The organism is Nonomuraea mangrovi (assembly GCF_042681425.1).
GTDB classification, from domain to species: Bacteria; Actinomycetota; Actinomycetes; order Streptosporangiales; family Streptosporangiaceae; genus Nonomuraea; species Nonomuraea mangrovi.
Genome location: NZ_JBHUFV010000059.1, coordinates 11,047 through 35,748, shown reverse-complemented (window position 1 = coordinate 35,748; position 24,702 = coordinate 11,047). Strand labels below are relative to the sequence as shown.

The 24,702-nt window shown below is 70.9% G+C and carries 18 protein-coding genes; 12 read left to right on the top strand and 6 right to left on the bottom strand.

All coding sequences use genetic code 11. From position 1 onward, the window contains the following. Window positions 1-205 precede the first annotated feature (205 nt). The 10 genes from ACFSKW_RS38455 (at window position 206) to mtnB (ending at window position 14,389) form a co-directional block, all read left to right on the top strand. Complete coding sequence (locus ACFSKW_RS38455) at window positions 206-4,051, top strand: S8 family peptidase (RefSeq protein WP_379578486.1); 3,846 nt, start codon at window positions 206-208, stop codon at window positions 4,049-4,051. A 795-nt stretch (window positions 4,052-4,846) separates the two neighbouring features. Then, window positions 4,847-5,884 carry a WXG100 family type VII secretion target gene (locus ACFSKW_RS38450; protein WP_379578484.1) on the top strand — a complete coding sequence of 346 codons (1,038 nt, stop codon included), beginning with the start codon at window positions 4,847-4,849 and terminating at the stop codon, window positions 5,882-5,884. 614 nt (window positions 5,885-6,498) lie between these two features. Beyond that, window positions 6,499-7,521 (top strand): BMP family ABC transporter substrate-binding protein, encoded by a 1,023-nt coding sequence (locus tag ACFSKW_RS38445; RefSeq protein WP_379578482.1) that lies wholly within the window; start codon window positions 6,499-6,501, stop codon window positions 7,519-7,521. Then, the gene (locus ACFSKW_RS38440) at window positions 7,518-9,167 is read left to right on the top strand and encodes an ABC transporter ATP-binding protein (RefSeq protein ID WP_379578480.1); all 1,650 of its coding nucleotides are present in this window, start codon (window positions 7,518-7,520) and stop codon (window positions 9,165-9,167) included. Before ACFSKW_RS38445 ends, ACFSKW_RS38440 begins: the two co-directional genes overlap by 4 nt. Next, window positions 9,164-10,252 (top strand): ABC transporter permease, encoded by a 1,089-nt coding sequence (locus ACFSKW_RS38435; protein ID WP_379578478.1) that lies wholly within the window; start codon window positions 9,164-9,166, stop codon window positions 10,250-10,252. The genes ACFSKW_RS38440 and ACFSKW_RS38435 overlap by 4 nt, the downstream gene beginning before the upstream one ends. 25 nt (window positions 10,253-10,277) lie before the next feature. After that, window positions 10,278-11,153: an ABC transporter permease gene (locus ACFSKW_RS38430; protein ID WP_379578476.1), complete on the top strand. Its 876-nt coding sequence runs from the start codon at window positions 10,278-10,280 to the stop codon at window positions 11,151-11,153. Continuing rightward, window positions 11,150-12,157: a s-methyl-5-thioribose-1-phosphate isomerase gene (locus ACFSKW_RS38425; protein WP_379578474.1), complete on the top strand. Its 1,008-nt coding sequence runs from the start codon at window positions 11,150-11,152 to the stop codon at window positions 12,155-12,157. The genes ACFSKW_RS38430 and ACFSKW_RS38425 overlap by 4 nt, the downstream gene beginning before the upstream one ends. Beyond that, window positions 12,154-13,101, top strand: coding sequence for a nucleoside hydrolase (locus ACFSKW_RS38420; RefSeq protein WP_379578472.1), 948 nt, complete (start codon window positions 12,154-12,156; stop codon window positions 13,099-13,101). The genes ACFSKW_RS38425 and ACFSKW_RS38420 overlap by 4 nt, the downstream gene beginning before the upstream one ends. Next, window positions 13,098-13,763 (top strand): acireductone synthase, encoded by a 666-nt coding sequence (gene mtnC, locus ACFSKW_RS38415; protein ID WP_379578470.1) that lies wholly within the window; start codon window positions 13,098-13,100, stop codon window positions 13,761-13,763. The genes ACFSKW_RS38420 and mtnC overlap by 4 nt, the downstream gene beginning before the upstream one ends. After that, entirely contained in the window at window positions 13,760-14,389 is a 630-nt protein-coding gene (gene mtnB / locus ACFSKW_RS38410; RefSeq protein ID WP_379578468.1) for a methylthioribulose 1-phosphate dehydratase, read from the top strand. The genes mtnC and mtnB overlap by 4 nt, the downstream gene beginning before the upstream one ends. A gap of 325 nt (window positions 14,390-14,714) precedes the next feature. On the opposite strand, the gene mtnK is transcribed toward mtnB, so the two are convergent. From mtnK to ACFSKW_RS38390, 4 genes are read right to left on the bottom strand one after another with little or no spacing between them, the layout of a single operon-like run. Then, window positions 14,715-15,896, bottom strand: coding sequence for an S-methyl-5-thioribose kinase (gene mtnK / locus ACFSKW_RS38405; RefSeq protein WP_379578466.1), 1,182 nt, complete (start codon window positions 15,894-15,896; stop codon window positions 14,715-14,717). Beyond that, window positions 15,893-16,918 (bottom strand): ABC transporter permease, encoded by a 1,026-nt coding sequence (locus ACFSKW_RS38400; RefSeq protein WP_379578464.1) that lies wholly within the window; start codon window positions 16,916-16,918, stop codon window positions 15,893-15,895. Before ACFSKW_RS38400 ends, mtnK begins: the two co-directional genes overlap by 4 nt. Further along, window positions 16,915-18,420, bottom strand: coding sequence for a sugar ABC transporter ATP-binding protein (locus ACFSKW_RS38395; protein WP_379578463.1), 1,506 nt, complete (start codon window positions 18,418-18,420; stop codon window positions 16,915-16,917). The genes ACFSKW_RS38400 and ACFSKW_RS38395 overlap by 4 nt, the downstream gene beginning before the upstream one ends. Further along, complete coding sequence (locus ACFSKW_RS38390) at window positions 18,417-19,499, bottom strand: substrate-binding domain-containing protein (RefSeq protein WP_379578461.1); 1,083 nt, start codon at window positions 19,497-19,499, stop codon at window positions 18,417-18,419. The genes ACFSKW_RS38395 and ACFSKW_RS38390 overlap by 4 nt, the downstream gene beginning before the upstream one ends. A gap of 49 nt (window positions 19,500-19,548) precedes the next feature. Here ACFSKW_RS38390 and ACFSKW_RS38385 point away from each other — a divergent pair, with 49 nt between their 5' ends. Together ACFSKW_RS38385 and ACFSKW_RS38380 are read left to right on the top strand one after the other, a co-directional pair. Next, the gene (locus ACFSKW_RS38385) at window positions 19,549-20,136 is read left to right on the top strand and encodes a 1,2-dihydroxy-3-keto-5-methylthiopentene dioxygenase (protein ID WP_379578459.1); all 588 of its coding nucleotides are present in this window, start codon (window positions 19,549-19,551) and stop codon (window positions 20,134-20,136) included. 191 nt (window positions 20,137-20,327) lie between these two features. Continuing rightward, the gene (locus tag ACFSKW_RS38380) at window positions 20,328-20,495 is read left to right on the top strand and encodes a hypothetical protein (RefSeq protein WP_379578457.1); all 168 of its coding nucleotides are present in this window, start codon (window positions 20,328-20,330) and stop codon (window positions 20,493-20,495) included. Between the two features lie 789 nt (window positions 20,496-21,284). Here ACFSKW_RS38380 and ACFSKW_RS38375 read toward each other — a convergent pair. Together ACFSKW_RS38375 and ACFSKW_RS38370 are read right to left on the bottom strand one after the other, a co-directional pair. After that, the gene (locus ACFSKW_RS38375; RefSeq protein ID WP_379578455.1) at window positions 21,285-23,870 is read right to left on the bottom strand and encodes an ABC transporter permease; all 2,586 of its coding nucleotides are present in this window, start codon (window positions 23,868-23,870) and stop codon (window positions 21,285-21,287) included. Beyond that, the gene (locus ACFSKW_RS38370) at window positions 23,864-24,523 is read right to left on the bottom strand and encodes an ABC transporter ATP-binding protein (RefSeq protein ID WP_379578453.1); all 660 of its coding nucleotides are present in this window, start codon (window positions 24,521-24,523) and stop codon (window positions 23,864-23,866) included. Before ACFSKW_RS38370 ends, ACFSKW_RS38375 begins: the two co-directional genes overlap by 7 nt. Window positions 24,524-24,702 lie beyond the last annotated feature (179 nt).

Below are 24,702 nucleotides of genomic sequence, written 5' to 3'. Positions count from 1 at the left end.
CGGATCGACCGACCGCGACCCGAACGAGCAGCGTCCGTCAGTGGAACCGGAGGCCGCGACACCACCCGAACCCATCGAACCGGACGAGGACGGGTGGGTGCCGTTGTGAGCTGCCTCATTAGCCGGCTCCGAGGACCGATCTTCAGCCGGCTCTGAGGACCGGTCTCCCTCCGCAAGGTCAGGCAAAGTTCCGAAAGGGTCCCCCATGCGTTTCTTCCGTTCGAGCGCGTCCGCGCTGTTAGCGGGCGCGTTGATGGCCACGGCGGCCGGGCCCGCCGTGGCCGCTGCGCCCCCCACCTCTGCGCCTCAACCATCCCCCAGCACCTCTGCTTCCATCGGCACCAAGGCCGCCGCCAAACCATCGGAGGAGAAGTACTTCACGCTGCTGACCGGTGATGTGGTCCGGCTACGGACCGCGGCCGACGGCAGCGCGATCGGTGACGTCGTCCACGATGTCGCCCCCGTGGGCGACATCACCTTCCAGCAGAGGTCAGGAGGTCTCTTCGCGCTTACCGGCGACGTGGTCCGCCAGATCGCCGCGGGCAAGCTGGACCACGAGCTGTTCAACCTGACCAAGCTCGCCGAATACGGCTACGACGACGCGCACACCAAGCAGCTGCCGGTCATCGCCATCTACAAGAACACGCAGGCTCGGGCGGCGGTGCCGGCCGCGCCGAAGGGCACGTCACGCAAGCGGACGCTGGCCAGCGTCAAGGGCCAGGCGCTGGCAGTCGACAAGAGCAAGACGATCGACGCGTGGGCGGCGCTCAGGGGCGGAGACACGCAGAAGGTCTGGCTGGACGGCCGGGCGAAGGCGTCACTGGACGTGAGCGTGCCCGCGGTCGGCGCGCCGGCCGCCTGGTCGACGGGACTGACCGGTAGGGGCGTGAAGATCGGTGTGGTGGACACCGGCATCGACCAGAATCACCCGGACTTCGCCGGCCGGATCGCCGCATCGCAAAGCTTCGTGCCCGGCATCTCCTCCGCGACGGACGACAACGGGCACGGCACGCACGTCGCGTCGATCGCGGCCGGGTCCGGCGCGGCGTCCGACGGCAAGCACCGGGGCGTCGCACCGGATGCCGAGCTGGTAGTCGCCAAGGCACTCGACGCCGATGGAACCGGTGCCAATTCCGACATCATCGCCGGGATGGAATGGGCGGCCGGCCAGGGTGCCAAAGTGATCAACATGAGCCTGGGCGGCCTTCCGAGCGACGGAACCGATCCGCTGTCGCAGGCGGTCAACCGGATCTCGGAGACCACCGGCGCCTTGTTCGTCGTCTCGGCGGGCAACGACGGCGCCGCCGAGTCGCCGTACTGGGTCGGCAGCCCGGGGAGCGCGGACCAGGCGCTGACCGTGGGAAGCGTGAACAAGACCGCCCCCTACGAGCGCAGCTACTTCTCCAGCTGGGGCCCGCGGCTGGGCGACAACGCGGTGAAGCCGGAGATCACCGCGCCGGGAGCGAACATCGCCGCCGCCAGGGCGGCCGGCTCGAAGCTCGGAGGCGACGTCGGCAACAACAAGTACCAGTCGCTGTCGGGCACCTCGATGGCCGCGCCGCACGTGGCCGGCGGCGCCGCGCTGCTGGCGCAGCAGCACCCAGACTGGAGCCGCGGCCAGATCCGCGACGCGCTGGTCAGCACGGCCAACCCGGGAGAGGAAGGCGAGGTGACCCGGGAGGGCGCCGGCATGATGGACCTGGCTCAGGCCGTGGCCGGTGGCCTGACCGCGACCGGCACCCTGAACCTAGGCATGATCAAGCCTCCCTACGAGACGGCTACCGGGACGGTGACCCTGCGGAACACCGGTGCCGAGGCGGTGCAAGCCACCCTGGGCGTCACGCTGTCCAAGATGGATGCCAAGGTGGTCAAGGCCACCCCGTTCGCGCCCGGCGACGCGGTCACGGTGGCCCCGTCGCAGGTGGACGTGCCGGCCGGAGGCACCGCCACGGTGACGGTCACGGTCAACCCGGGAGCTCTGGAGCTCGGGGCGTACTACGGCTTCCTCGAGGCCCGACACGGTGACGGGGTGGTACGGACCACGCTGGGCTGGACCAAGGACGTCGAGCGGGTCCAGCTGAAGGTCCGCGGCATCGACCGCACCGGCGCCCCGGCCCACACCACGTGCTGCTCGCTGCTGAGCCTGATGGACCTGGAGACCGGCCAGGATTGGCTCGGCCTGTACGACCACGGAACGGCGTACTTCATCGGGCTCGGCTACGACCCGATGGTGGCGCGCGGCCGCCGGTACGCACTGATGACCAACATTTCGGATTGGACCGCCAAGGAGCCGTACTCCAAACTGTCAGAGACCATCGCCGGTGAGCCGGAGCTGGTCATGGACGGACCTCGGGAGCTGATCTTCGACGCGCGGAAGGCCCAGCGCGTGAAATACCCCACCCGTCAGCCGACGGAGGCGGTCGACCGGATGAGCGTGGGCTGGGACCGGCGTGTCGGAACGCCCGGCTACGACCTCGGCGTGATCGGACAGAGGTTCCACGGCAACGTCAGCCCGGCCGAGGTCTATGTGCTGCCCGGCACGACCACGGCCACCACCGGCACCTTCACGATGGGATTCGGCACGATGCTGGTCGCTCCCGCTCTGACCATGAAGATCACCGGCCCGCGGGCACAAGAACTGCATCCCGTCTACCCGTTGGAGTACTCCAACGCCTGCTACGCCGTCCTGCGATGCACGGCCACGTTCCGGTCACCCGGGTCGTATCAGGTGGTGGACGCGGGCAAGGGCAGCCCGGCAGAGCTGGCCGCGGCCGGCGTCCGAGGCAAGGTGGCGCTGGTCGACGAGACCCTCGCCATCGATGAATGGGGTGCACCGACGCCGCTCGACCAGGTGGCGGCCGACGCCGCGGCGGCGGGCGCCACCGGTGTGTTGGTCACCGTGGCCGACGCCGGGCCGGCCCGCCGCGCCGTGGAGAAGCCGACCACGGTGCCGGTAGCGGTGCTCACCCACGAGGACGGTAAGCGGCTGGGCGCGCTTGCCGCCAAGGAACGGACCACCGTGGAGACCGGCGGTGACCCGGTCTCTCCTTTCCTGTACGACCTGTCCTACATCGTCAAGGACAAGATGCCGACGGACACCGTCTTCGAGACGGGGCCGAGGGATCTGGCCACCATCACGGCTCGGTACCGTGCGGACACACCCGGCACGCTGTACCACGTCAACGGCATCGCTCCCAACCATCTGATGAAGGAAGACACCAAGGTCGTCGCTCCGTTCACCCGCACCGAGTACGCCTCGCCGGGCGTGCGCTGGCAGTTCGTCAGCCAGACCAACGGGCTCCGCGAGGAGAGCTCGCGCGAGTACGCGGCCGGTGCCACTGTCACCGAGGACTACTTCTCCGCGCCGATCGCGCCCGGGCCCACGGGCCCCGGGCCGAACCTGACCGCACAGGCGTACGCGCAATGGGGGTATGGCTATATCTCGTTCAATCTGTTCCCGCTCCGGATCGGCAACGGGTATCACCACCTGCCTGAGTGGCCGCAATCGAACATCCGGTACCTGAAGGACGGCAACGTGCTCTGCGAGACGGCGTACATCAGCAGCTGCACCCTGCAATCGCCGACGCCCGGCCGGTATCGGATAGAGCTCGACACGACGCAGTCGATCAGGCCGCTGTCCACGTCAAGCCGTACGGCTTGGGAGTTCGCCGCCCGGCTCGACGGTCAGGAGCCGGCCGGGAACGAGTTCGGCGAGATCCTGCCCATGGTCGACGTACGCTACGACGTGGCACTAGACCCGTACAACACGGTCCGGGCCGGATCGGATTACTCGATCAAGCTGCTCCCCGGCTACCAGCCCGGATACAGCGGATCGGACAAGTTCACCGTGCACGCCTGGGTCAGCGGTGACGACGGGGCCACGTGGACCGACCTGGGCAGCCGCAAGGTCAGCGGCGGCAAGACGGCCGCCTACGAGGCCAACGCGCCAAGCAACAGCGAGTTCGTGACCCTGCGTGTGCAGGCCACCGACTCCGCCGGTAACTCGATCGACCAGACCATCACCAGGGCCTGGAAGGTCGAGCAGGGGTAGGAGGGCCGCGGCATCGGCGCCATTCGCAGGACCACTCCGCGAATGGCGCCGTTCGTGCGCGGGGCGGTTCGTGCTGGTCGAGCGGCAGAGCATCTCCAGCCCGGCAGCCGGTCGGACGCCTTCGAGCAGGGCTGCCCTTCAACAGCCGCACACAACAAGCCCGACACGCCAGCGCGGCCGAAGACGGCAACGAGCCCGAGGACATTTCGATGCAGTTGCGGTGTCCTGGGACCGCGATGCCTACCTCGCGGCGGCCGCGATCAGACTGACAGGCGGCCGTCGAGGCGGCGGGCGGCGATCGCCTCGACCAGACCGCGGTGAGCGTCGTAGATCACAAGCTGAACAAGTACGAGGTCGGCAAGGCGTGAACGGGGTACATGGAGCGCTCCAAGCGGAGACTGGCCGGTCAAGAAGCCAGGAGGTCGAAGTGGACACGATGAACAGGGCGAGAGCGATCCAGCGGGCCGGGCACGCGGGCCGGTGACGGTCCAGCAGCCATCCGAGGCCTCGGCTGAGCGGTACGCAGAGACCGAAGATGAAGATCAGCCACGGTAGAAGCAGGAGTCCGACGGCGATGGTGGCGATCAGGACCACTGGGGTCAGGAAGAGCGCCAGGTTCAGCTCGGTGCGTGATTTGCTGCGTGTCTTAGTGCCCGTGAACAAACTGATCGCGGCCGTGCCTGGACTGGGTGAGGAGATCGCGCGAAACGTCCTGTACGAAGGGGAACCTGCCCTTGGGGTTACGTCCATCTGATCTTCATCTGCCCGTCAACGTGGGCTCATAGCGTAACGATCATGCCCCGTGAGCCCCAACCCACCCTCCAGGACGAATGGTCGGCGTGGGAGCCCTATCCCCAGCGGCAGCCCTACTGGCCGGGGCTTGGCGTCGAGCGCGTCGACGGGTACGAAGTCGATCACGCCCGGCTGCAGGCCATCGGCACGCACTTCATGACCGAGTTCGAGGGGGTCTACCAGCGCCTGCCCAAGCCGCAGTACAGCGACTTCGCTGACCGCATGGGTTACCACCCGACGGGGTGGCTGGCCGCGCAGACCTGGACGACCTTGGTCGGCAGCTTCGAGGATGCGTTGTGCTTCCTGACCAAGGACGCGATGATGGAGACGGCGGTGGCGGCCAGGGGCGTCGCGACGAGCGGGCGCACTTACGAACTGGCCGACAAGGACCCCTGGCTGTCCAAGCACGGGGGTGGGGGCATCTCGGATCGAGCCGACCGCTACCCGGTGACCAACGCCTACCCGTCGGGATCGATCGGGCTGATCACACCGTATGAGAACGTCGACGACGTGATCGGGAACTGGGTGGCGAACGAGCCCTGGATGGACGACGACAGCCGTGCCTACGTCAGGTCCAAGCTCATGAGCTGGAAGCCGGAGGGACTGACCTCCTACGCGAGCACGGTCACCGGCATCGCCAACGGGCTGGTCGAGGTCGCGCATGGGCTGATGTCGCGCGCGCAGGAGATGAGGGACGCGCCCTGGCGGGGAGCCGCGGCGGACCACGCCCAGCAGTCGCTCCGGCAGATCTACGAGAACGTCCGCGGACTGGCCGCCACCCACGGCCAGGTCGCGCAGGGCCTCACCGCCGCCGCCGAGATCATCACGACCGCGCAGAGCCGCTTCGACGCGGTGGTCAACAAGGGCGGCTGGGAGTTCTCCGACCTGTGGAACGGCGACGACGAGGACGCCAGGCACTTCCTCAAGGGGGTCGGCCAGCAGCTCGCGGACGTGCTGCGGCAGATGCCGCAGACCGCGCGGATCGACCTGCCAGGCCTGATCCCCGAGGCCGCGCGGGCGACCTACTCCCTGGCCGGGTGACTGCGCTGGAAGCATTCCAGCAGGCCGCCGCAGTCAGCACCTGACCGACCAGCGGACCCTGGTCGGTCAGGTGGCCCAGGGCACCGCTGATGCGATGATGACAAGACAGGCATGGCCTTCTCAGGTGATCATGTGGCGGCGAGAACCTCATGATCTCGAAGGTCGCGCCCGTTCGTTGCTCAGACGACGACCCATCGACGCGCCTACGTGCACACCGTGCCACTCACCTCCGGAAAACGGACACTCGGGTCGTCAGTGACACCTTGCCGGAGCCCGGGTCAGGCGCCCCAGCCGTCGGACGCGGCCGCGGGCTGCCAATTGGTGCGGCGCAGCCAGTCCTCGAACAGAGGGCCAGGAGGCGGCCTCGAAGGCCTGCCCCGGCGCCGTGAGAACGAGCCGCTTGGCCCTTCGGGCCTCCGGGTCTGGTTCCCGACGCAGGAAACCTGTACCGCGTCAAATCGCAGGCGCGACAGCTCTGAGCTGTGGTTTGCCTGGGGCGGCGTCCGCAAACAAGATCACGGGCTCGTCGCGGCGGTGCCGCCGCTACGGCGGATGCGACTCCCCATCGAATAAGTCAACATTTCCTACTGGATATACATGTTATGCTCCCAGGCATGCGCATCATCCCCTTTTGGGTCGTTCTGTCCGCCGCCGCACTCATGCTGACCGCGTGCGGCGGATCCGAGCGGCCGGCCGCCTCAACCCCCGGAAAGTCCGTCATCCTCATCACGCCCAACCCGGTGGGGGCCAACAGCTTCCTGCAGCTCAGCGTCAAGGGCGCGGAGGCGGCGGCCAAGGAGATCGGCGCCTCGTTCAAGCTCTACGAGAGCAAGGACCCCACGAGCATCGCGCAGAACCTCGACGCCGCCGTCAGGGCGAAGCCGACCGTGATCGTCGGCGTCAGCTTCTCCTTCGACGACCTGTTCGCCACCGTGCCGAAGCAGCATTCCGGACAGCAGTTCCTCCAGGTGGACTCATGCGCCAAGGACCAGCCGGCCAACCTGACCTGCGTGTCGTTCAAAGAGCACGAGGCCGCGTACCTGGCCGGGGTTGAGGCGGGCCTGCTGACCAAGAGCGGCAAGCTCGGCGTGGTGGCGGCGCTCGACTCGCCGTTCGTGCACCGCTGGATCGCCCCGTTCTTCGCCGGCGCCAAGTCCGTCAAAGCCTCCGCCACCGGCACGCCGCTGTACGTCGGCGGCAACAACCCCTTCAGCGATCCTGCCAGGGCCAAGTCGCAGGCCCAGACGCTCACCGGCCAGGGGGCCGACATCGTGGCCGCCGCCGCGTCGGGCGGCAACCAGGGCGTCTTCGAGGCCGCGGCCGCCGCCGGGGCCAAGTCGTTCGGCGTGGACGTCAACCAGTGCAAGCAGAGCCCGGGCACCGTCATCGACAACGTGCTCAAGCACGTGGACGTGGCGGAGAGCGCCGCCATCAAGGACATCGCGGCGGGCAAGGCGGGTGGCGTCAAGGTGTACGGCTTGAAGGAGGGTGGCGTCGGCGTGAACGCGCTCGGCGACGATCTGGCCTCCTCCGGCTGCGCGGTCGCCTCCAACCCTGACGTGGTCGCGAAGGTGAAGCAGGTCCGGGACGACATCGTGGCGGGCCAGATCGTGGTCGCCGACCCGCTGGCCGGATGAGCGCGGCGGTCGAACTGGTGGGCATCACCAAGCGTTTCGGCGCCGTGCGGGCCAACGACGGTATCGACCTGGCAGTGCAGCCGGGTGAGGTGCACGCCGTCGTCGGCGAGAACGGCGCGGGCAAATCCACGCTGATGTCCATCCTGTACGGGCTGCACCAGCCGGACGCCGGCCAGGTGCTCCGCGCGGGCGTTCCGGTGCGGCTGCGCTCCCCCGCCGACGCCATCGCGCACGGCCTCGGCATGGTCCACCAGCGGCTGCGGCTCTTCCCCGGCCTCAGCGTGGCGGAGAACGTCGTGATTGGCGCGGAGCCGGTGCGGCGCGGCGTACTTGATCGCGCGGCCGCGCACCGGGCGGTGGCGGAGCTGGCCGGACGGCACGGGCTGGGCGTGGACCCGGCGGCGCGGATGGTCGGCGATCTCCCGGTGGGAGTGCGGCAGCGGGTGGAGATCCTGAAGGCGCTCTACCGGCGGGCCGAGGTGCTCATCCTCGATGAGCCCACCGCTGTGCTCACCCCCGGCGAGGCCGCGGGCCTGTTCCGCATGGTGCGGGAACTCGCGGGTGGGGGCGTGTCGGTCCTGCTGGTGACGCACAAGCTGGAGGAGGTGCTGGCGGCGAGCGACCGGGTCACGGTGCTGCGCGGAGGGCGGGTGACCGGCCGGTTCGACACGGCGGCCACGTCGGTGGACGAGCTGGTCGGCGCCATGATCGGCCGCTCGCTGGGGGGTGTGCGGCAGGCGCGTCCGCAGCCGGCGGAGGCGAGCCTGGCATCGGTCGAGGGCGGCGTACGGCGTCCGTACCTGTTGGAGGTACGCGACCTGCACGTTCGGGACCGGGACGGTGTGGCGGCGGTGGCCGGGGTGTCGTTCGGGGTGCGGGCCGGTGAGATCGTCGGGCTCGCGGGCGTGACGGGAAGCGGGCAGCGCGAGCTCGTGGAAGCCCTGACCGGACTGCGGCGGACCGACTCGGGTGCGGTACTCCTGGATGGAAGCCCCATAGGGGGCGGCAGGGAAAGGCACGTGGCCTACGTTCCCGGGGATCGCACGGGGCGGGCGACCGCCCCCGGCATGTCGCTGGCCGACAACCTGCTGATGGGCGAGCAGCGTGGGCTCCGCCTGCGTCCGGGCCGGGTGCGGCGGCGGGCCGCAACCCTGGTGGAGCGGTTCTCCATTCGCGCCTCCTCGGTGCGGGCGCCGATCGCCCAGTTGTCCGGCGGTAACGCGCAGAAGGCTGTGCTGGCCAGGGAACTGTCCAGGGACACGCCGGTGCTGGTGGCCGAGGAGCCGACGCAAGGGGTGGACGTGGGCGCCCAGGAGCAGATCCACGCACTGCTGGCCGAGGCACGCGACGCCGGGCGGGCGGTGCTGCTGCAGTCGAGCGAGTTGTCCGAGCTGCGTGCCCTGGCCGATCGGGTGCTGGTGATGTTCGAGGGCCGCCTGGTCGCCGAGCTGCCCGTGGCGGAGGCCACAGACGAACGCCTCGGCACCGCCATGACCGGCGCCGCACAGCTCGACGAGGCCTCGGGCGGCGCGGCCCGAGGCCTCGTCGGGCCCGGCGGCGTGGCATCGGATTCCGTCGGGCCCGGCGGCGCGGCCGGAAGCTCCGTCGTCCCCCATGGCGCGGCACGTCGGGAGGCTAGCGGATGACACGTGTCAAGAAGCCGCTGAGAACGCCTGCACCCGGCCTGAGAAGGGAGGCGGATCGGCGGGCGGGGGTGGTCGTGCGGCGGCTGGTTGAGTCACCCGCCGTGCTGTCGGTGGCGGGCGCGCTGGTGCTCGCCACGCTCGTCATGATCGCCGTCGGTGTCGACCCGTCGGTCGCCTACCCGGCGTTGGTGCGGGGCGCGCTCATGGACGGCAATCTCGAGTACACCCTTGCGACGTACGTCCCCACGCTCGGCATGGCGCTGGCGTTCGCGATCCCGTTGCGGGCGGGCGAGTTCAATCTGGGCGGCGACGGCCAACTGTCGCTCGGCGGCGTCGTGGCGGCGGCGCTGGCCCTGCATGCCGGCGGCTCGTACGTGGTGCCGCTGCTGGGCGCGGCGCTGGCGGGGGCGCTGCTGGCGGGCCTGTCCGCGCCGCTGCGCACCCGGCTCGGCATCCCTGCGATCGTCAGCACGCTGCTGCTCAGCGCGCCGGCGGTCTCACTGGCCTCCTACCTGGCCAGATTTCCTCTGGCAGAGCTGGGCACGGGCCTTGCGCAGACGCCGCTCCTACCGGAGGCAGCCCGGCTGCCTGCGCTCGGCTCCAGCGCGTACGTCACGATCGCGCTCCTCATGGTCGCCGTGCTGACCGCGCTCTGGCTGTACGCCGACGCGCGCACGGTCCCCGGCTACGAGATCCGGGCGCTCGGCGCGAACCGCGAGTTCGCCCGGTACGGCGGCGTCCGGGTGGACCGGCTGGCCGCCGTGACGCTGGCCGCGGGCGGGGCGTTCGCAGGGCTGGTCGGCGGCCTGATCGTGCTCGGCCCGCCGTACCGGTTCGTGGACGGTGCCCTGACCGCGCCTGGCTACACCTTCACCGCGATCGCGGCCGTGCTGCTGGCCGCGGGCTCTCCGCCGGCGATCCCGTGGGCGGTGGCGCTGCTGACGATCCTGCAGGCCGGCGGGCAGGGCATGGAGCGGGAGGCGGGCGTGCCCAGCCAGCTCACCCAGGTCGTGCAGGGCCTGATCATTGTGATCGTCGCCGCGGCCGCGGCCATGCGCGACCGGCTGGTGGTGAGGCGCGCATGAGCACCGTGCCGGAGGCGAGGCGCCGGTGAGCGTGTTTCTCGCGGCGGTGCTCACCGCCACCGCTCCCGTCGTGCTGGCCGCACTAGGTGGACTGCTGTGCTCGGTGTCCGGCGTCTTCAACATGGCCCTGGAAGGACAACTGCTGTGGGGCGCATTCACGGCGGTGCTGTTCAGCCACGTGACGGGCAGCGCCTGGCTCGGCGTGGCCGGCGCGGTGCTCGCCACCGCCCTGTACGCCCTGCTGCTGTCGGTGCCCGCGGTGACGTTCCGCGCGGACCCGGTCGTGGTGGCGGTCGGGACGAACCTGCTCGCGCTCGGGCTGACGGCGTTCCTCATGCGGCAGGTGTTCGGCAGCGGCGGCACCTTCAGCTCGCCCGAGCTGGCCGGGCTGCCCACGCTCGCCGTACTGGGGCTGGACCTGCCGGCGCTGGGGCCGCAGTCGCCGCTGGTGCCGGTCGCGTTCCTGCTGGTGGCGTGGGCGGGGTGGTGGCTCGGGCGCACCAGGTCGGGGCTGCGGCTGCGCGGTATCGGGCAGCACGTGGAGGCGGCCGAGTCCATCGGGCTGCGCGTGCCGCTCTACCGGCACGCCGCGGTGCTGGGGACGGGGGCGCTGTGCGGGCTCGGTGGGGCACAGCTGGCGCTGGGCAACGTGACGATGTTCAGCGAAGGGATGAGCGCGGGGCGTGGGTGGGTGGCCGTGGTGGCGGTCATGCTCGCCGGCTCGCGGCCGTGGCTCGGGCTGGGGGCGTGCCTGTTGTTCGGGGCGGCCGAGGCACTGGGGTTCCGGCTTCAGGGACTCGGGCTGCCGCAGCAGGCCGCCGACGCGGCCCCCTACCTGATCACGCTGCTGGCCCTGGTCGTGGTGGCGGCGGCGCGGCGGCGGAAGGAGATGACGGTATGAACGAGCCGGTGCTGGCGGACTCGGTGAGGTTCGCGGGGGATGCGGTGGAGGTTCTGGATCGCCGCGTCTATCCGTTCGAGCTGCGCTGGGTGCGGTGTGTCACCAGCGAAGCGGTGGCGGTGGCCATCGAGCAGATGGTGACGCAGAGCTCGGGCCCGTTGTTCGCGGCCACGGCGGGGATGGTGCTGGGGGCTCGTGAAGCCCGGCATGATCCGCCGGAGGAGGCGGCGGCGCGGTTGCGAGCCGTGGGGGCTCGGCTGGTGGCTACTCGGCCTACCAACAACCACATCAGGGACGCGGTCCACGCCGTGCTGTCGGCGACCGTGGGCGTGGGCGGGCGGGCGGAGCTCGCCGGGGATGCGCTGGTGGCGGCCGTTGAGGGGGCGGCGCGAGCGCATGAGGACGGCTATCGGGCTCGTAGCGCCACGCTCGGGGAGCATGCCGCCTCGCTCCTCAAGGATGGCACGCGGGTGCTCACTCACTGCTGGGCCGACGCGTTCCTGATCGCGACCGTGCGGGCGGCGCAGGCGGCGGGCAAGCGGCTGGAGTTCGTCTGCACCGAGACCCGCCCCTACCTGCAGGGCGCCAGGCTGACCGCGGCGACGCTGGTCGAGATGGGCTACCGGCCGACGCTCATCACCGACGGCATGGTCGCCGCCGCCCTGTCCGACGGGCTGGCCGACGTGGCGCTGACCGCCGCCGACCGGGTGACGCTGGACGGCCATGTGATCAACAAGGTCGGCACGCTGGGCGTCGCGCTGGCGGCCAAGGCGTTCGGCGTCCCGTTTTACGCGCTGATCGACGCCCCGGACCCGCAGGCGCCGACCGCCGCGGACGTGGTGATCGAGCGGCGCGACGGCGACGAGGTGCTGCACACGCTCGGCCGCCGCACCGCCGCCGACGGCGTGGCCGGCTACTACCCGGCTTTCGACGTGACCCCACCCCATCTCGTGACCCGCATCGTGACCGAGCGCGGCGTCCATCGTCCCCAGGAGCTTTCATGAGACGAATCGTGGTCGACACCGACACCGGCATCGACGACGCCCACACCCTGCTGTATCTGGCAGGCCGCCCCGACGCTGAGATCGTGACGGTCACCTCCGTTTACGGTAATTGCACGGAGGAGGACGCCATCCGCAACATCGGGCACGTCACCCGCCTGCTCGGCCTGGAGGTCCCCATCGCCAGGGGGGCCGCCGAGCCGCTGCGCGGCCCAGCCCACATCGCCGGGTACGTGCACGGCAAGGACGGCCTGGGCGACCTCGGCCACGACCGCTCCCTCCCGCGGGTGGCCGACGAACCCGCCCCCGAACTGCTGGTGCGGCTGGCGAACGAGCACCCCGGCGAGCTGGACCTGCTCGCTCTGGGCCCACTGACCAACCTGGCGCTGGCCCTGCGCCAGGACCCCGAGCTGTTCACCAAATACCGCTCGGTGGTGCTCATGGGCGGCTCTGGCCCCTACGCCCCGCCCGGCACCCTGCTGATGATCGACGCCAACATCAACAACGACCCCGAGGCGGCGCGGGCAGTCTTCGCCGCGCCGCGCCGCGAGCTGGTCATGGTGGGAGTGAACGTCACGGCGCGCACGATCCTGGACGAGCACGCCATCGCGGCGCTGAAAGCGTCCGGCACCCCCGTGGCCCGCTTCGCGACCGAGATCCTGGACGCGTACCTGGACTTCTACCAGAACGAGTGGGGCCGCAGGATCATCCCCCTGCACGACCCGCTGGCCGCGGGCGTCCTGCTGGACCCTTCCTTCGCCACCGCCTGGACGGACGGCCCGGTGAACGTGCGCGGCGACGGCTTCCTGTACCGCGCCAGGCTGATGCGCACGCACGACGGGCTGCCCCCGGCCTTCCCGTACGAGCCCGCGCCGCCTACGCGGGTGATCACCGCCGTGGACGCGCTTAGGTTCGTGGCCGACTTCGTGGAGGTGCTGGCCCGGTGACCGCGATCGTGCTCGACATCGAGGGAACGACCAGCTCGACGGAGTCCGTGCACGTCGGCTTGTACGCCTACGCGCGACCACGGCTCGGCCCGTACCTCGACGCCCACCGGGACGACCCTGACGTGCGCGCGGCCCTGGCGGAGATCGGCGCCGCCACCACCGCCGAAACCGTGAAGGTGCTGCACGGCTGGATGGACGGCGACGTCAAGGCCACCCCGCTCAAGACGCTGCAAGGGCGGATCTGGGCCGAGGGCTTCGCGGCGGGCGAGCTGACCGCCCACTTCTTCCCCGACGTGCCGCCGGCGCTGCGTGCCTGGCACGCGGCCGGGCACGGGCTGGCGGTGTTCTCCTCGGGATCGGTGGCCAGTCAGCGGCCCTGGTTCGCGAACACCGCTTACGGCGACCTGTCCGTACTGATCGACCACTGGTTCGACACCGTCAGCGCCGGTCCCAAGCGGGAGCCCACCTCATACGCCCGGATCGCGGACACGCTCGGCGACCCCGCGGGGCCGCTGTTCGTGTCCGACGTCCCGGCCGAGCTGGACGCCGCGGCGGCGGCCGGCTGGCGCACCGCCGGCGTGCGCAGGCCGGGCGAGCCGAACGCGGCCACCTCGTTCGGCCCCCACTCCGTCATCACGACTTTCGAGGAGCTTGAAGTATGAGCGTCGACACCACTGTCGCCTCCGACCAGGTGCACGCGGCAGGAGCAAGGCTGGCGGTTGAGGCGGCCAGATTCGCCGGATACGGGTGGATGCGCGGCACCTCCGGCAACATCTCCGAGGTGGTCTCCCGCGAACCGCTGCGGCTGGCGGTCACCGCCAGCGGGCTGGACAAGGGCGAGCTGCTGGCTACCGATGTGGCCGTGGTCGGCCCGCGCGGTGAGGCCGTGCCGGTGGAGGGGGTCGCGCCGCTCAAGCCGTCCGCCGAGGCCGGGCTGCACGCCCGGGTCGCGGCGCTGACCGACGCCGACGCGGTCGTACACGTGCATGCGATCAACGCGGTCGTGGCCGCGCGCCGCTGGCCGGGCGGGGTGCTGTTGCGGGACGTGGAGACCCTCAAAGGCATCGGCCGCCTGGCCCACGACGATGAGGTGACGATCCCCGTGATCCGCAACAGCCAGGACATGCGTGAACTGGGCGACCGGTTCGAGGCCGCCTACGACCCGCGCACGCCGGCCGTCATCGTGGCCGATCATGGTCTGTACGCGTGGGGCACGGACCTGAAGCACGCCAGGCACGTCACCGAGTGCGTGGAATGGCTACTCGCCTACGCGCTGGCCGTTGCCTGACGGGTCGTCGTCCTGCCGTGGGGCGTCGCGTTCCTTCTTGAGCTCCTCGGCGAGCCTCCTGACCCAGGCCAGGCGCTCCTCCTCAGGTAGATCGTGATATTTCTCCGGCAGCGCGGCGTAGGCTTACGCCTCGTCCAGAAGGCCACCGGCCCCTCCCGTGTTGACGTAGCCGACGTCAGCACGGCGATCGCGCGAGCCGGCCCGTCGCGGTCCACCGCCTCATGCCACACCTCGGGCACGTCGGGCGGCTCCTCGGCGGTCGACTCGACAGCCCGCCTGGCGGCGTTGATGAACCGGTCGAAGTCCTCGGCGCTGAGGTCGCCGATCACCTGCCTGCCTCCGCCAGGACCTGTCCCACCCGGTCGAACAGCGGTTTCGGCTCGCCCTGGGGAGGGTCGCCGGTGAGCAGCAGCCTGGCCGCGGCCAGCACGGCGCGGATGGCGCGTACGCGCAGTTCCTCCGGCAGGGTCTCGATGTCGCTGACCGAGGAGAAGCCGATCACCCTCCGGGCCGCCTTGGCCGCGGCGAACGGCACCGCGTCCGCGTACACCTTGGCGATGTAGTGGTCGAGGTCGATGATCCGCGGGTCGGCCCGCCCGCGCCACAGCGCGGCGAACTCCTCGGCGAACCCCTGCCAGGTCTCGGCCGCCTGCGCCAGCACCCAAGCCGCGTACGCGTCCTCACCCAAGACGAGAGCGCGGGCGGCGGCCAGCACGTAGTTGCCCCACAGCGCGCCTACATCGAACCCGACCGGGCCGTAGAAGGCGAACTCCACGTCGAACGCCTTGGCCGAGTGCGGCTCGTCGCGGACCAGGACGGAGCCGGTATGCAGGTCGCCGTGGACCAGGGCCTCGGTGTGCGTCATGAACGCGAGCTTGGCCGCCCCGACGGCCGCCCGCACGTCTGGATCGCCCGCGTAGGCGGCCACGTCCGCCTCGTTAGCGGGCAGGATCCGGTTGTGCTCGTGCGAGATGTACGGCTCGGTGAAGACGAGATCCTCCGTGATCTCGCACAACTCCGGGTTGGCAGCGGCGGCCAGCGCCGCCTTGTGCCCCTTGGCGCCGAGCCCGAACACCGAGGTGCCGAAGGCGACTTTCGCGACGTACCGCCCGAGGTCCTCGGCGACACCATCGTGCCGTAGCCCCTCGTTGAGCGCCCCCCGCCACACCCGGTGGTCCGACAGGTCCTCGATGACGATGACGTGCCGCTCGGCATCGGCGTCGTACAGCTCCGGCACGAGGCCGGGCGCGACCACGTTGTGCAAGCGCAGCGCGCGCCCCTCGATGCCGTTCCGCTCCGGGGTGATGGGCCAGGTGGGGTCCACCCGCACGTACGGCAGCGCCTGCTTGAGCACCAACCCGCCACCCTCGGCCTCGGCCACGAACACCAGGTTGAGATTGCCGTCGCCCACCTCCCGCACCCGCGTGACCGCGCCGAAAGGGGCGAGCGCGGGGCGCGCGGCAACGTAGCCGGGCACCGTCTCCACAGTGAGGAGCTCGTAGCTCACCGGATCCTCCTGAGCGTGTAACTGGTCACCAGCGCGCCGACGAGCAGCGCGCCCTGGACGAAGGTCTGCGCGTAGTAGGGAGCGTTCAGCATGGTCAGGCCGTTGATCATGACACCGATGAACAACGCGCCCACCACGGTGCCCAGCGCGTTGGGCCGGTTGGCGCCCAGCACCGCGAAACCGATCAGCGCCGCCGCGACCGACTGCAGCAGGTACGGGTCCCCGGCGCCCACGTCGCCCCTGCCGAGCCTGGCCGACAGGAGGATGCCGGCGATCGCCGCGCACACCCCCGACACGGCGTACCCCAGAGCGCGGTAGCGGGCCACCCGAATGCCCGCCAACCGAGCCGCCTCGGCGTTGCCGCCGATCGCGTACAGCGCACGACCCCAGCGGGTGTGGTTGAGCAGCACGTACACAGCGGCGGCGAGCAGGGCGAACGCCACCACCGGGACCGGCACGGAGACGATCGTGCCGCCGCCCAGCCAGGCGAACCCCTCGGTGTAGCGGCCGGGGGCGGGCGCGCCGTCCACCGTCATGCCCGGCGCGACCGACTGCCCGCCCGTGACGATCAGCGCCAGCCCCTGGAACAGGAACAGCGTGCCCAGCGTCGCGACAAGGTCGGGCACCTTGGCGACGACGGTCAGCAACACGTTGACGCCGGCCACGAGCAGGCCGGTGAGCAGGCCGGCCACGATCGCGGTGCCGCCGGTCAGGTTGAACCTGACCATCGTCAGCGCGGTCACCATGACCACCGCGCCAACGCAGGCGCCTGCCGACAGGTCGAACCCGCCGGTCGTCATGGAGACGGTGACGCCGAGCGCGACGATCCCGACCACGGCAACGGACTGCAGGACGACCAGGGCGTTCGGGTAGGTGGCAAACGCGGGCCGCAGCAGGGAGAACAGGACGATCATGGCGGCCATCACACCCAGCAGCCCGTATCGGTAGGCGACGGCCGCGGCCCGCGAGGCGACCCGGCGGGATGGCGCGGCACGGCTCCCGCCCTGCACGGCGGCGCTCATTCCCGGCCTCCCGATCTCGTCGCGGCGCCCGACATGAGAACGGCCAGGCGGTCCGGGGTGGCGTCGGCGATCGGCAGTTCGCCCGCCGGACTGCCCTCGTGCAGCACGAGCACCCGGTCGGCCAGGTCGTGCAACTCCTGAGGGTCGGAAGAGGCCACGATGACGGCCGTCTCCCGCGCGCGTTCCCTGACCACCCGGCCGATGTCCGCCCGCGCGGCCACGTCCACCCCGCGGAACGGCTCGTCGAGCACCAGCAGCCGCGGACTCCCCGCCAGCCAGCGGCCGACCACGACCTTCTGCTGGTTGCCGCCGGACAACGCCTCGATCGGCGCATCAGGTCCGGGGCCGCGCACGCCGAACAGGTCGATGACGTGCCGTGCAGCCGCCGACTCTGAGTGGCGCGCCAGCAGCCCCGAGCGGATGTGGCGCCGCAGCCACGGCAGCGTGACGTGTGCGCGCACCGACCAGCCCGGCACGATCGCCTGCGCCGCCCGCTCCTCCGGCGCGAACGCCACTCCCGCCGCGATCGCGTCGCGGGGGTCCTTCGGCTCGTACGGCGCGCCGCCGAGCGACAGCTTTCCCGACACCAGCGGCCGGGCTCCGCCGAGCTGTTCGAGCAGTTCGGTCTTCCCCGCCCCGACCAGCCCGGTCACCCCCAGCACCTCGCCGGCGCGCACCCTGAAGCCGAACGCGTCCCCGCCCGGCATGGCCCGCACCCCGTCGGCCATCAGCACTTCCCGACCCACATGGGCAACGGCCTCCCGGGGTGCGGGCACCGCGCCCGCCGGGCCGAGCATGGCGGCCACGATCGCCGTCCGGTCCAGCGGCGCGGCGAACATGGCGACCAGTTCACCGTCCCTGAGGACCACCACCCGATCGCACAGCGCCTCGATCTCCGACAGCCGGTGCGACACATAGAGCACCGACACGCCCGCGGCCGCCGACTCCCGCACCCGGAAGGCGAGCGCGCCCGCCTCGACCTCCGACAGCGTGGACGTGGGCTCGTCGAGGATCAGCAGCCGGGCGCGGCGGGCCAGCGCGCGCGCGATGACGATCTGCTGCCTGGCACTCGCCGGCAGGCTCTCCACCGGCGCGTCCAGAGGCAGTCCAAGCCCGGGCGCGACGGCGGACGCGGCGGCGCGGACCTGGGCACGGGTCAGGAACCACCCCCGCGGGCCGCCCGTCGCCAGCGCGTCGAGCATGAGGTTCTCCGCCACGCTGGCGCCGAACACCACGCCGTCGTCGATGTTCTGGTGCACGGTCTGCACCCCGGCCTCCTGCGCGTCCAGCGGGTCGCCGAACGCCAGGGGCCTGCCCTCGTACGACAGCGTCCCCGAGCTGGGCGCGGTCGCCCCGGAGAGGATCTTGATGAGCGTGGACTTGCCGGCCCCGTTGGTGCCGATCAGCCCCACGATCTCGCCCGGCCGCAGGTCCAGCGTGACGGAGGACAGGGCCGTGGTGGCGCCGTACACCTTGGAGACCGACGTGACCGCGAAGGTCACGACGCCGCCCACGGTACGCGCGCCACGTCGGGCGTGGTGAGGCCGGGGAAGGCCCCGGTGAGCTGCTCGACGCTGGAGATGCCGGCATCCCGCAGCCCCTTCTGGTTGATCAGCGACGGCGGCACGGTGAGCGCCCGGTCCACCTGCTCGCCGGCGACCAGCAGGGCGGCCGCCCGTACCGCGACCCGGCCCACGTTGGCGGGGTCGGTGGCCGAGGTGGCCACCCACGGGCTGTTCGGCTCGGTCATGACGCCGATGTCGGCGGTGGACATGTCCGCGCCGTAGATCTTCACCTTGTCCGCCAGGCCGAGCTCTTTGACGGCCAGTGCTGCGCCCTTGGCGAACTCGTCGTACGGAGCCAAGATCGCCTTGACGCCCGGGTGGGCCTGGAGCGCCGCCTTGGCCTGGTCGGCCACTGCCGAGGCGGTCGAACCGTTGACCACGCCGATCTGCGCCACCTGCTTGATGCCCGGGTTGTCCTTCTTGAACTGCTCCCAGGTCTCGTTGCGCCGGTCCAGGGGCGCGAAGCCGGCGACGTAGACGTAGACGACCCCGCCGGAGCCGCCCGTGTCCGCCTTCAGCGCGCCCAGCACCTGCTTGGCGATCTGGTGATCGTCCTGGGTAAGGGTCACGGCCTCGGCGGTGCCGGGATCGACGTCGAACGCGACGAGCGGGATCTTGGCGGCCACCGCCTTCTTGATGGCCGGCTGCACCGTCTGGGCGAACCCGTGGTCGACGATGATCGCGTCGGGCTTGGCGGTGACGGCCTGCTCCAGATTGAGCGCCTGCTTGTCGTTGTTGCCGTCGCCGCTGGAGATCTCCAGCTTCACGTTGAGCGCCTTGGCCTCGGCCTGGGCGCCGGCGAGCCACTGCTCGAAGTAGTCGCCGGAGGACAGCTGGCGGACGAGTGAGATCCGGACGTCGCCCGAGGCGAACTTGGCGGGCACGGCGGCGGTCGGGGTAGCCGCAGCCGTGGACGGCGAGGGCGGTGGAGCGGATGGGGCTGCGGCGGGCACGCCCTGAGAGCAGCCGGCCAGGGCGAGGAGCGCCGCGACGCCCACAAGTCTTGCGAGGTTCACACAGCGGACTATATCCCACTATTCATGCATGTATTGTAGGCTTTAGCTCATGACGTACCTGACCGTTCACACCGACGGCGCGCAGCCGCAGACGCTGCTGGAGACAGAGGACGCCGCGGAGATCGCGGCGACGCTGAAGGAGATCGACGTCGTCCTGCGGCACTGGGAGGTCGTCGAGGACCTGCCGGAGGGCGCCGGCCAGGAGGAGATCCTCGCGGCCTACCGGGAGCAGGTGGACCGCGTCATCGCCGAGGAGGGCTACACGTTCGTCGACGTCGCCCGACTCCACCCCGACGGCAGCGCCGACTGGCCGGAGCGGGCCGCGGTGGCCAGGCAAAAATTCCTGAACGAGCACACCCACGACGACGATGAGGTGCGTTACTTCGTGGCCGGCTCCGGAATCTTCTACCTGCACGTGAACGGCAAGGTGCACGCGGTGCTGTGCGAGGCCGGGGACCTGCTGAGCGTCCCGAAGAACACCACGCACTGGTTCGACATGGGCACGCGGCCGGACTTCACCGCGATCCGCTTCTTCCACGACGACGACGGCTGGATCGGTGACTTCACCGGCGACCCGATCGCCCAGCGCATCCCGGACTTCGACACGATCACAGCCGGCCGGGCGGCCAGAACCTGAGTTCAGGGCTTCGCGACAGGCTCGCGACCGGGCTGCCCCCTGCCCTGGGGCCAGCCCGGTCACGCGGTCTCGGGAGCCGGCAGCGCGGTCGAAGGGACGGAATCTACTGGCTCACCGGAACCGCAGGTTCCTCCGCACGCATCTACCGCGACAGTCCTGCCGGTCCGCTGCCCTGCCCGCCACCGATCGGGGTGGCGGTCTTCGCCCACGACATCACCCTGCCCGTGCGCCCCATCGCCGAACGGACATCCACCATCACTCACTGGAGCGAGTCCGACCGCGGCGGTCACTTCTCCGCCCGGGAGATGCCCGATTCGTTCATTGACGACGTCCGGGTGTTCTTGCGTGACCTGCGCTGATTCAGGGGTGATGCATAGCACGGGTAGTCGTTGCCGCTGGCAATGCTCGTCCGGCATCTGGACGACCTCCTCACCCGGAAGAACGCGAACGCCTCCGCGCACGCCGTGCGCGCCTACCTCCAGCTCACCGCTCACTGCGACGGCGAACTCGCCGACCTCACCGCTGACCCGATCCGCGCCTACCTCGCATACCTCGCCGACATCAGCGAACTGTCGGCCGCGACCCGCAAGCGCAAACGCGCCGCGGTTTCCTCGAGGGCGAGCCCAATGGCGGTGGCGAAGACCTGGCCCAGCCCGAGGAAACCGGCACCGACAAGGCCCGGGGCCCAGGCTCGGGTGAGGTGTCCGGTGAGGGTGAGACCGAGGGCGGCGACGCGGAGGCGAGCATGAGGCCCGGCCCGGCCCGGCCAGGAGCAGGAGCCGAGGGCTGTAGCGGCCGACGAGACGGCTGCCGGCCAGGGTGGACACAGGGGCGGTGAGGGCACCGACGGAGAAGACGGTCGACGCCGCGCCGACGCTGAAGCCCAAGACGCTTCTGCAGGAGAAGGGTGGAGGCGGAGATGTAGCAGAAGAGCGCGGCGGTGGCACGCCCCTCGGGGGACGACGCGCCCCCGCCCGCGACTGATCAGCCGGTATGTGTGGCCAGCAGTCCGCTGATGGTACGGGCGGCCGCCGCGGCGACTCCGGGCTTGAGCGGTGCGGAAACTGCCCGCTCAGCGTGGGTCCCGCGTGGGACGCGCAAAACGGGTGAGGCGTGGCCGAGCCACGCCTCACCTGCGATAGGTCGTGTCACTCGGGGCGCGCGATCGCCTCCACGGCCGGCGGCCGCAGCGCTAGCCGGGTCGGCAGCATCACGGCGGGCCAGGCGATCACCGCGGCCACGATCACGATGCCGATGTAGATCAGGGGTGGGACGGAGGGAAACACCGAGTGGCGTATCGCGTAGCTCATCCCGATCAGCGACGGCAGCGCGGCGATCGTACCCACGACGACCGCGCAGATCACGATGATGCCCGTCTCCTGGCGCATCATCGACTGGACCTGGCTGGTGCGGGTGCCGACGAGGCGCAGCAAGGCGAACTCGCGCACCCGTGAGATCGTCGCCATGACCAGCGTATTGACGACGGCGATCGCGAGATAGCCGAGCAGCACGGCGTTGAGCACGAGGCTGATCGCGCCGTCGCCGGTGTCATCGGTCGGTGCGGCGGTGACCGCCGCGGCGTCGCGCACCCTCACCGTCGGGTATGCCTTCAACACCGCGCTCAGGTTCACGCCCCGGTCGGAGTGCACCAGCAGCCACTGGTCGAGATGGTCGGTGGTGTGCGCGACGACCACGTCGTGGGGCAGCGTGACGTCGCCGAAGCCGAGCCCGTTCTCGTAGACCGCGACCACCTTGGCCTTCTCGACGGTACCGTCCCCGAGGTGCACGTCGACGCTGCCGCCCACGTCGACGCCGACCGTGCCGGCGACGAGGCGGCTGAGCGCGACCGTGGACCCGGTGAGACCGCTCAGGTTGCCGCGCAGCACGTCCAGGTTCATGGTGTCCGGCACGGCCGCGGGGTCGACGCCCTGCGCCGTGGAGACCCTGTACTGGATGCTGTCGCCGTCGGGCCAGGTGAGGATCACCGAGGTTCGGGCGACCGGGCCGACCGTGCGGACGCCCGGGACGCCGCGGAGCGCCCCGGCCAGGTCGGGTGAGATCCCCGCGCTGTCGGAGGTCACCATGTGGTCGGCGATCACGCCGTCGGCGGCCTGGTCGTGCGCGGTCGCGGCCAGCGTCGTGCCGCTGAAGAGCTGCGCGGACGCCATGGTCACGCCCATGATCAGCGGGGTCGTGGCGGCGCTGAGCCGACGGGCCCGGGCCCGGGAGTTGGCGATGGCGAGGAACCGGGTGACGCCGCCCGGGTGACGGCCGAGCAGCGTCGCGACGCCGCCGAACAACCGCGGTCCGAGCAGGGCGACGGCGATCACCAGGATCAGGGCGGAGCCGGCGGCGCCGTCGATGGCCGATTCACCGGGCAGCACGATCGGCAGAACGATCGCGACGGCCAGGCCCGCGGGCACGAGCAGCAGGCCGAGCGAGAGCCGGAACCAGCCGAGCTTCTTCGGTTCCACGGCCACGTCGCCGAGCGCCTCGACGGCACTGACCTTTGCGGCGCGCCGGGCCGCGAGCCAACCGCCGAGCCGGGCCGCGAGGACGCAGGTCAGCAGGGCGAACAGCACGGGCAACGGCGTGACCACCAGCGAGAATCCGGACGGCAGCACGCCGGCCGCCGTGAACACGGCGTGCAGCAGTATGGCGAGCAGGACGCCGGGGATGGCGCCGAGCACGGCGCCGATCCCGCCGACCAGCACGGCCTCACCGCCGATCATGCGCAGCACCTGCCGGGGCGTGGCACCGACGGCCCGCAGCAGAGCCAGCTCGCGGCGGCGCTGCTGCACCGACAGCGCCAGCGTGCCGGCGACCACGATGATCACGAGAAGGATCATGGTAGCGCCGAACGCACTGGCCACCTCGATGACGAACGACCGCATCTGCCCGACGTCGAGCGTCTCGACGTCGCTTCGGTCGTCGCCGGTATAGGTGACCATGCCTGGCACAGCCTTCTTGATCCGGTCGGCGAGGTCGCCCGCGTCGGCCCCGTTTGCGGCCAGCACGCCGACCGCGTCGATCTTGCCGGGCTCGCCGTGGAGCCGCGCCGCCTGGTCGTCGGTGAAGAAGACCGCAGACTGCCGGTCGAGCGAGACGGCGGGCTCGGCGACGCCGCTGACCCGGTACGATCCCGGCGTCGACCCGATCACCAGCGTGACCGTGCCCCCTTCGGCGACCCCGGCACGCTTGGCGAGGTCGGTGTCGAGCACGACGTCGTTGGCCGATTGCGGCTGGGTGCCCGAGCGCAGCGTGAACGGCGCGAGCACCGAGGCGGACCAGCCGTGCCCGTACACGGATGGGCCGTCGAGGACGGAGTTCCCCTTGAGGACGGTGGTGCGGACGCTGACGTCCCCGACCGCGGACTTGACGCCCTTGACCGCAACGACCTTCGCGACCGTGTCGGCGGGCAACCGCACCCGCTCGGAAAGCCGCAGGTCCGTGTCGCCCTCGACGGGCATGGCCTGGTAGGCGCCGACGACCACTGCCGCGTCGTGGTACCGCTCGGCCGGGACTCCCGAGCCGGCGCCGGTCTCCAGCAACACGCCGCAGGCGGTGATCACGGCGGAGCCGACCGCGACGGCGATCAGCACCGCCGCGAAGCCGCCCTTGCGGCCGCGAATCGTGCTCCAGGCCAGCGAGAGGTTCTGGCGCGAGAGCGTGCGGACCTTCTTCTTGGCCTTCGGCAGGTTCACCGCCCTGGCCTTGCTCTTGCGGCTCACCACTCACCCAGCCTGGTCATCCGGTCGGCCACCTTCTCCGGCGTCGGCCCGGTGAGCTCGCCGGCCAGCCGCCCGTCGGCCAGGAACGTCACCGAGTCCGCATGCGACGCGGCGACCGGGTCGTGGGTCACCATCACCACGGTCTGGCCGGTCCGGTCGACGATCCCCCGCAGCAGCTGCAGGACCTGCTTGCCGGTACGCGTGTCGAGCGCGCCCGTCGGCTCGTCGGCGAAGATCACGTCGGGTCCGGTGATGAGGGCGCGGGCGATGGCCACGCGCTGCCGCTGACCACCGGAGAGCTGCCCTGGGTAACGTTCGCCCATGTCGGCGAGCCCGACGCCTGCCAGCTCGGTGCGGACCCGGTCGGCGGGGACCGGGGCGCCGGCCAGACGGAACGGCAGGCCCACGTTGTCGGCGACGGTGAGCGAGTCGAGCAGATTGTACGCCTGGAAGACGAACCCGACCCGTTCCCGGCGGATCTCGGTGAGCTGCTCCTCGTTGAGGCTGGCCAGGGGCATGTCGCCGAGGATCACGCGACCCTTCGTGGGTTTGTCGAGGCCGGCCGAGCAGTGCAGGAACGTGCTCTTACCCGAGCCGGAGGGACCCATGATCGCGGTGAATGTCCCGCGCGGCACGCCCATCGACACATCGTTCAACGCAGTTACCGCATGACGACCGGAACCGTAGACCTTCGTCACGGATTCCAATGCGAGAGCGTATACCGTCACCTTTATATCCTTTTTCGATTGCCGGAACGGTACTGGCCGACGCCCTCGTCCGTTCTCAGCCTTCGCCAGCCGTACGAGGCGCTAGGACTCCTCCAGCGTGTACGCGA

What these genes read in the sequence shown, in the direction of transcription:
- ACFSKW_RS38445 (WP_379578482.1), top strand. Translation starts at nt 6,499, where the DNA reads ATGCGCATCATCCCCTTTTGGGTCGTTCTGTCCGCCGCCGCACTCATG.
- ACFSKW_RS38420 (WP_379578472.1), top strand. Translation starts at nt 12,154, where the DNA reads ATGAGACGAATCGTGGTCGACACCGACACCGGCATCGACGACGCCCAC.
- mtnB (WP_379578468.1), top strand. Translation starts at nt 13,760, where the DNA reads ATGAGCGTCGACACCACTGTCGCCTCCGACCAGGTGCACGCGGCAGGA.
- ACFSKW_RS38425 (WP_379578474.1), top strand. Translation starts at nt 11,150, where the DNA reads ATGAACGAGCCGGTGCTGGCGGACTCGGTGAGGTTCGCGGGGGATGCG.
- ACFSKW_RS38435 (WP_379578478.1), top strand. Translation starts at nt 9,164, where the DNA reads ATGACACGTGTCAAGAAGCCGCTGAGAACGCCTGCACCCGGCCTGAGA.
- ACFSKW_RS38440 (WP_379578480.1), top strand. Translation starts at nt 7,518, where the DNA reads ATGAGCGCGGCGGTCGAACTGGTGGGCATCACCAAGCGTTTCGGCGCC.
- ACFSKW_RS38455 (WP_379578486.1), top strand. Translation starts at nt 206, where the DNA reads ATGCGTTTCTTCCGTTCGAGCGCGTCCGCGCTGTTAGCGGGCGCGTTG.
- ACFSKW_RS38450 (WP_379578484.1), top strand. Translation starts at nt 4,847, where the DNA reads ATGCCCCGTGAGCCCCAACCCACCCTCCAGGACGAATGGTCGGCGTGG.
- ACFSKW_RS38400 (WP_379578464.1), bottom strand. Translation starts at nt 16,918, where the DNA reads ATGAGCGCCGCCGTGCAGGGCGGGAGCCGTGCCGCGCCATCCCGCCGG.
- ACFSKW_RS38385 (WP_379578459.1), top strand. Translation starts at nt 19,549, where the DNA reads ATGACGTACCTGACCGTTCACACCGACGGCGCGCAGCCGCAGACGCTG.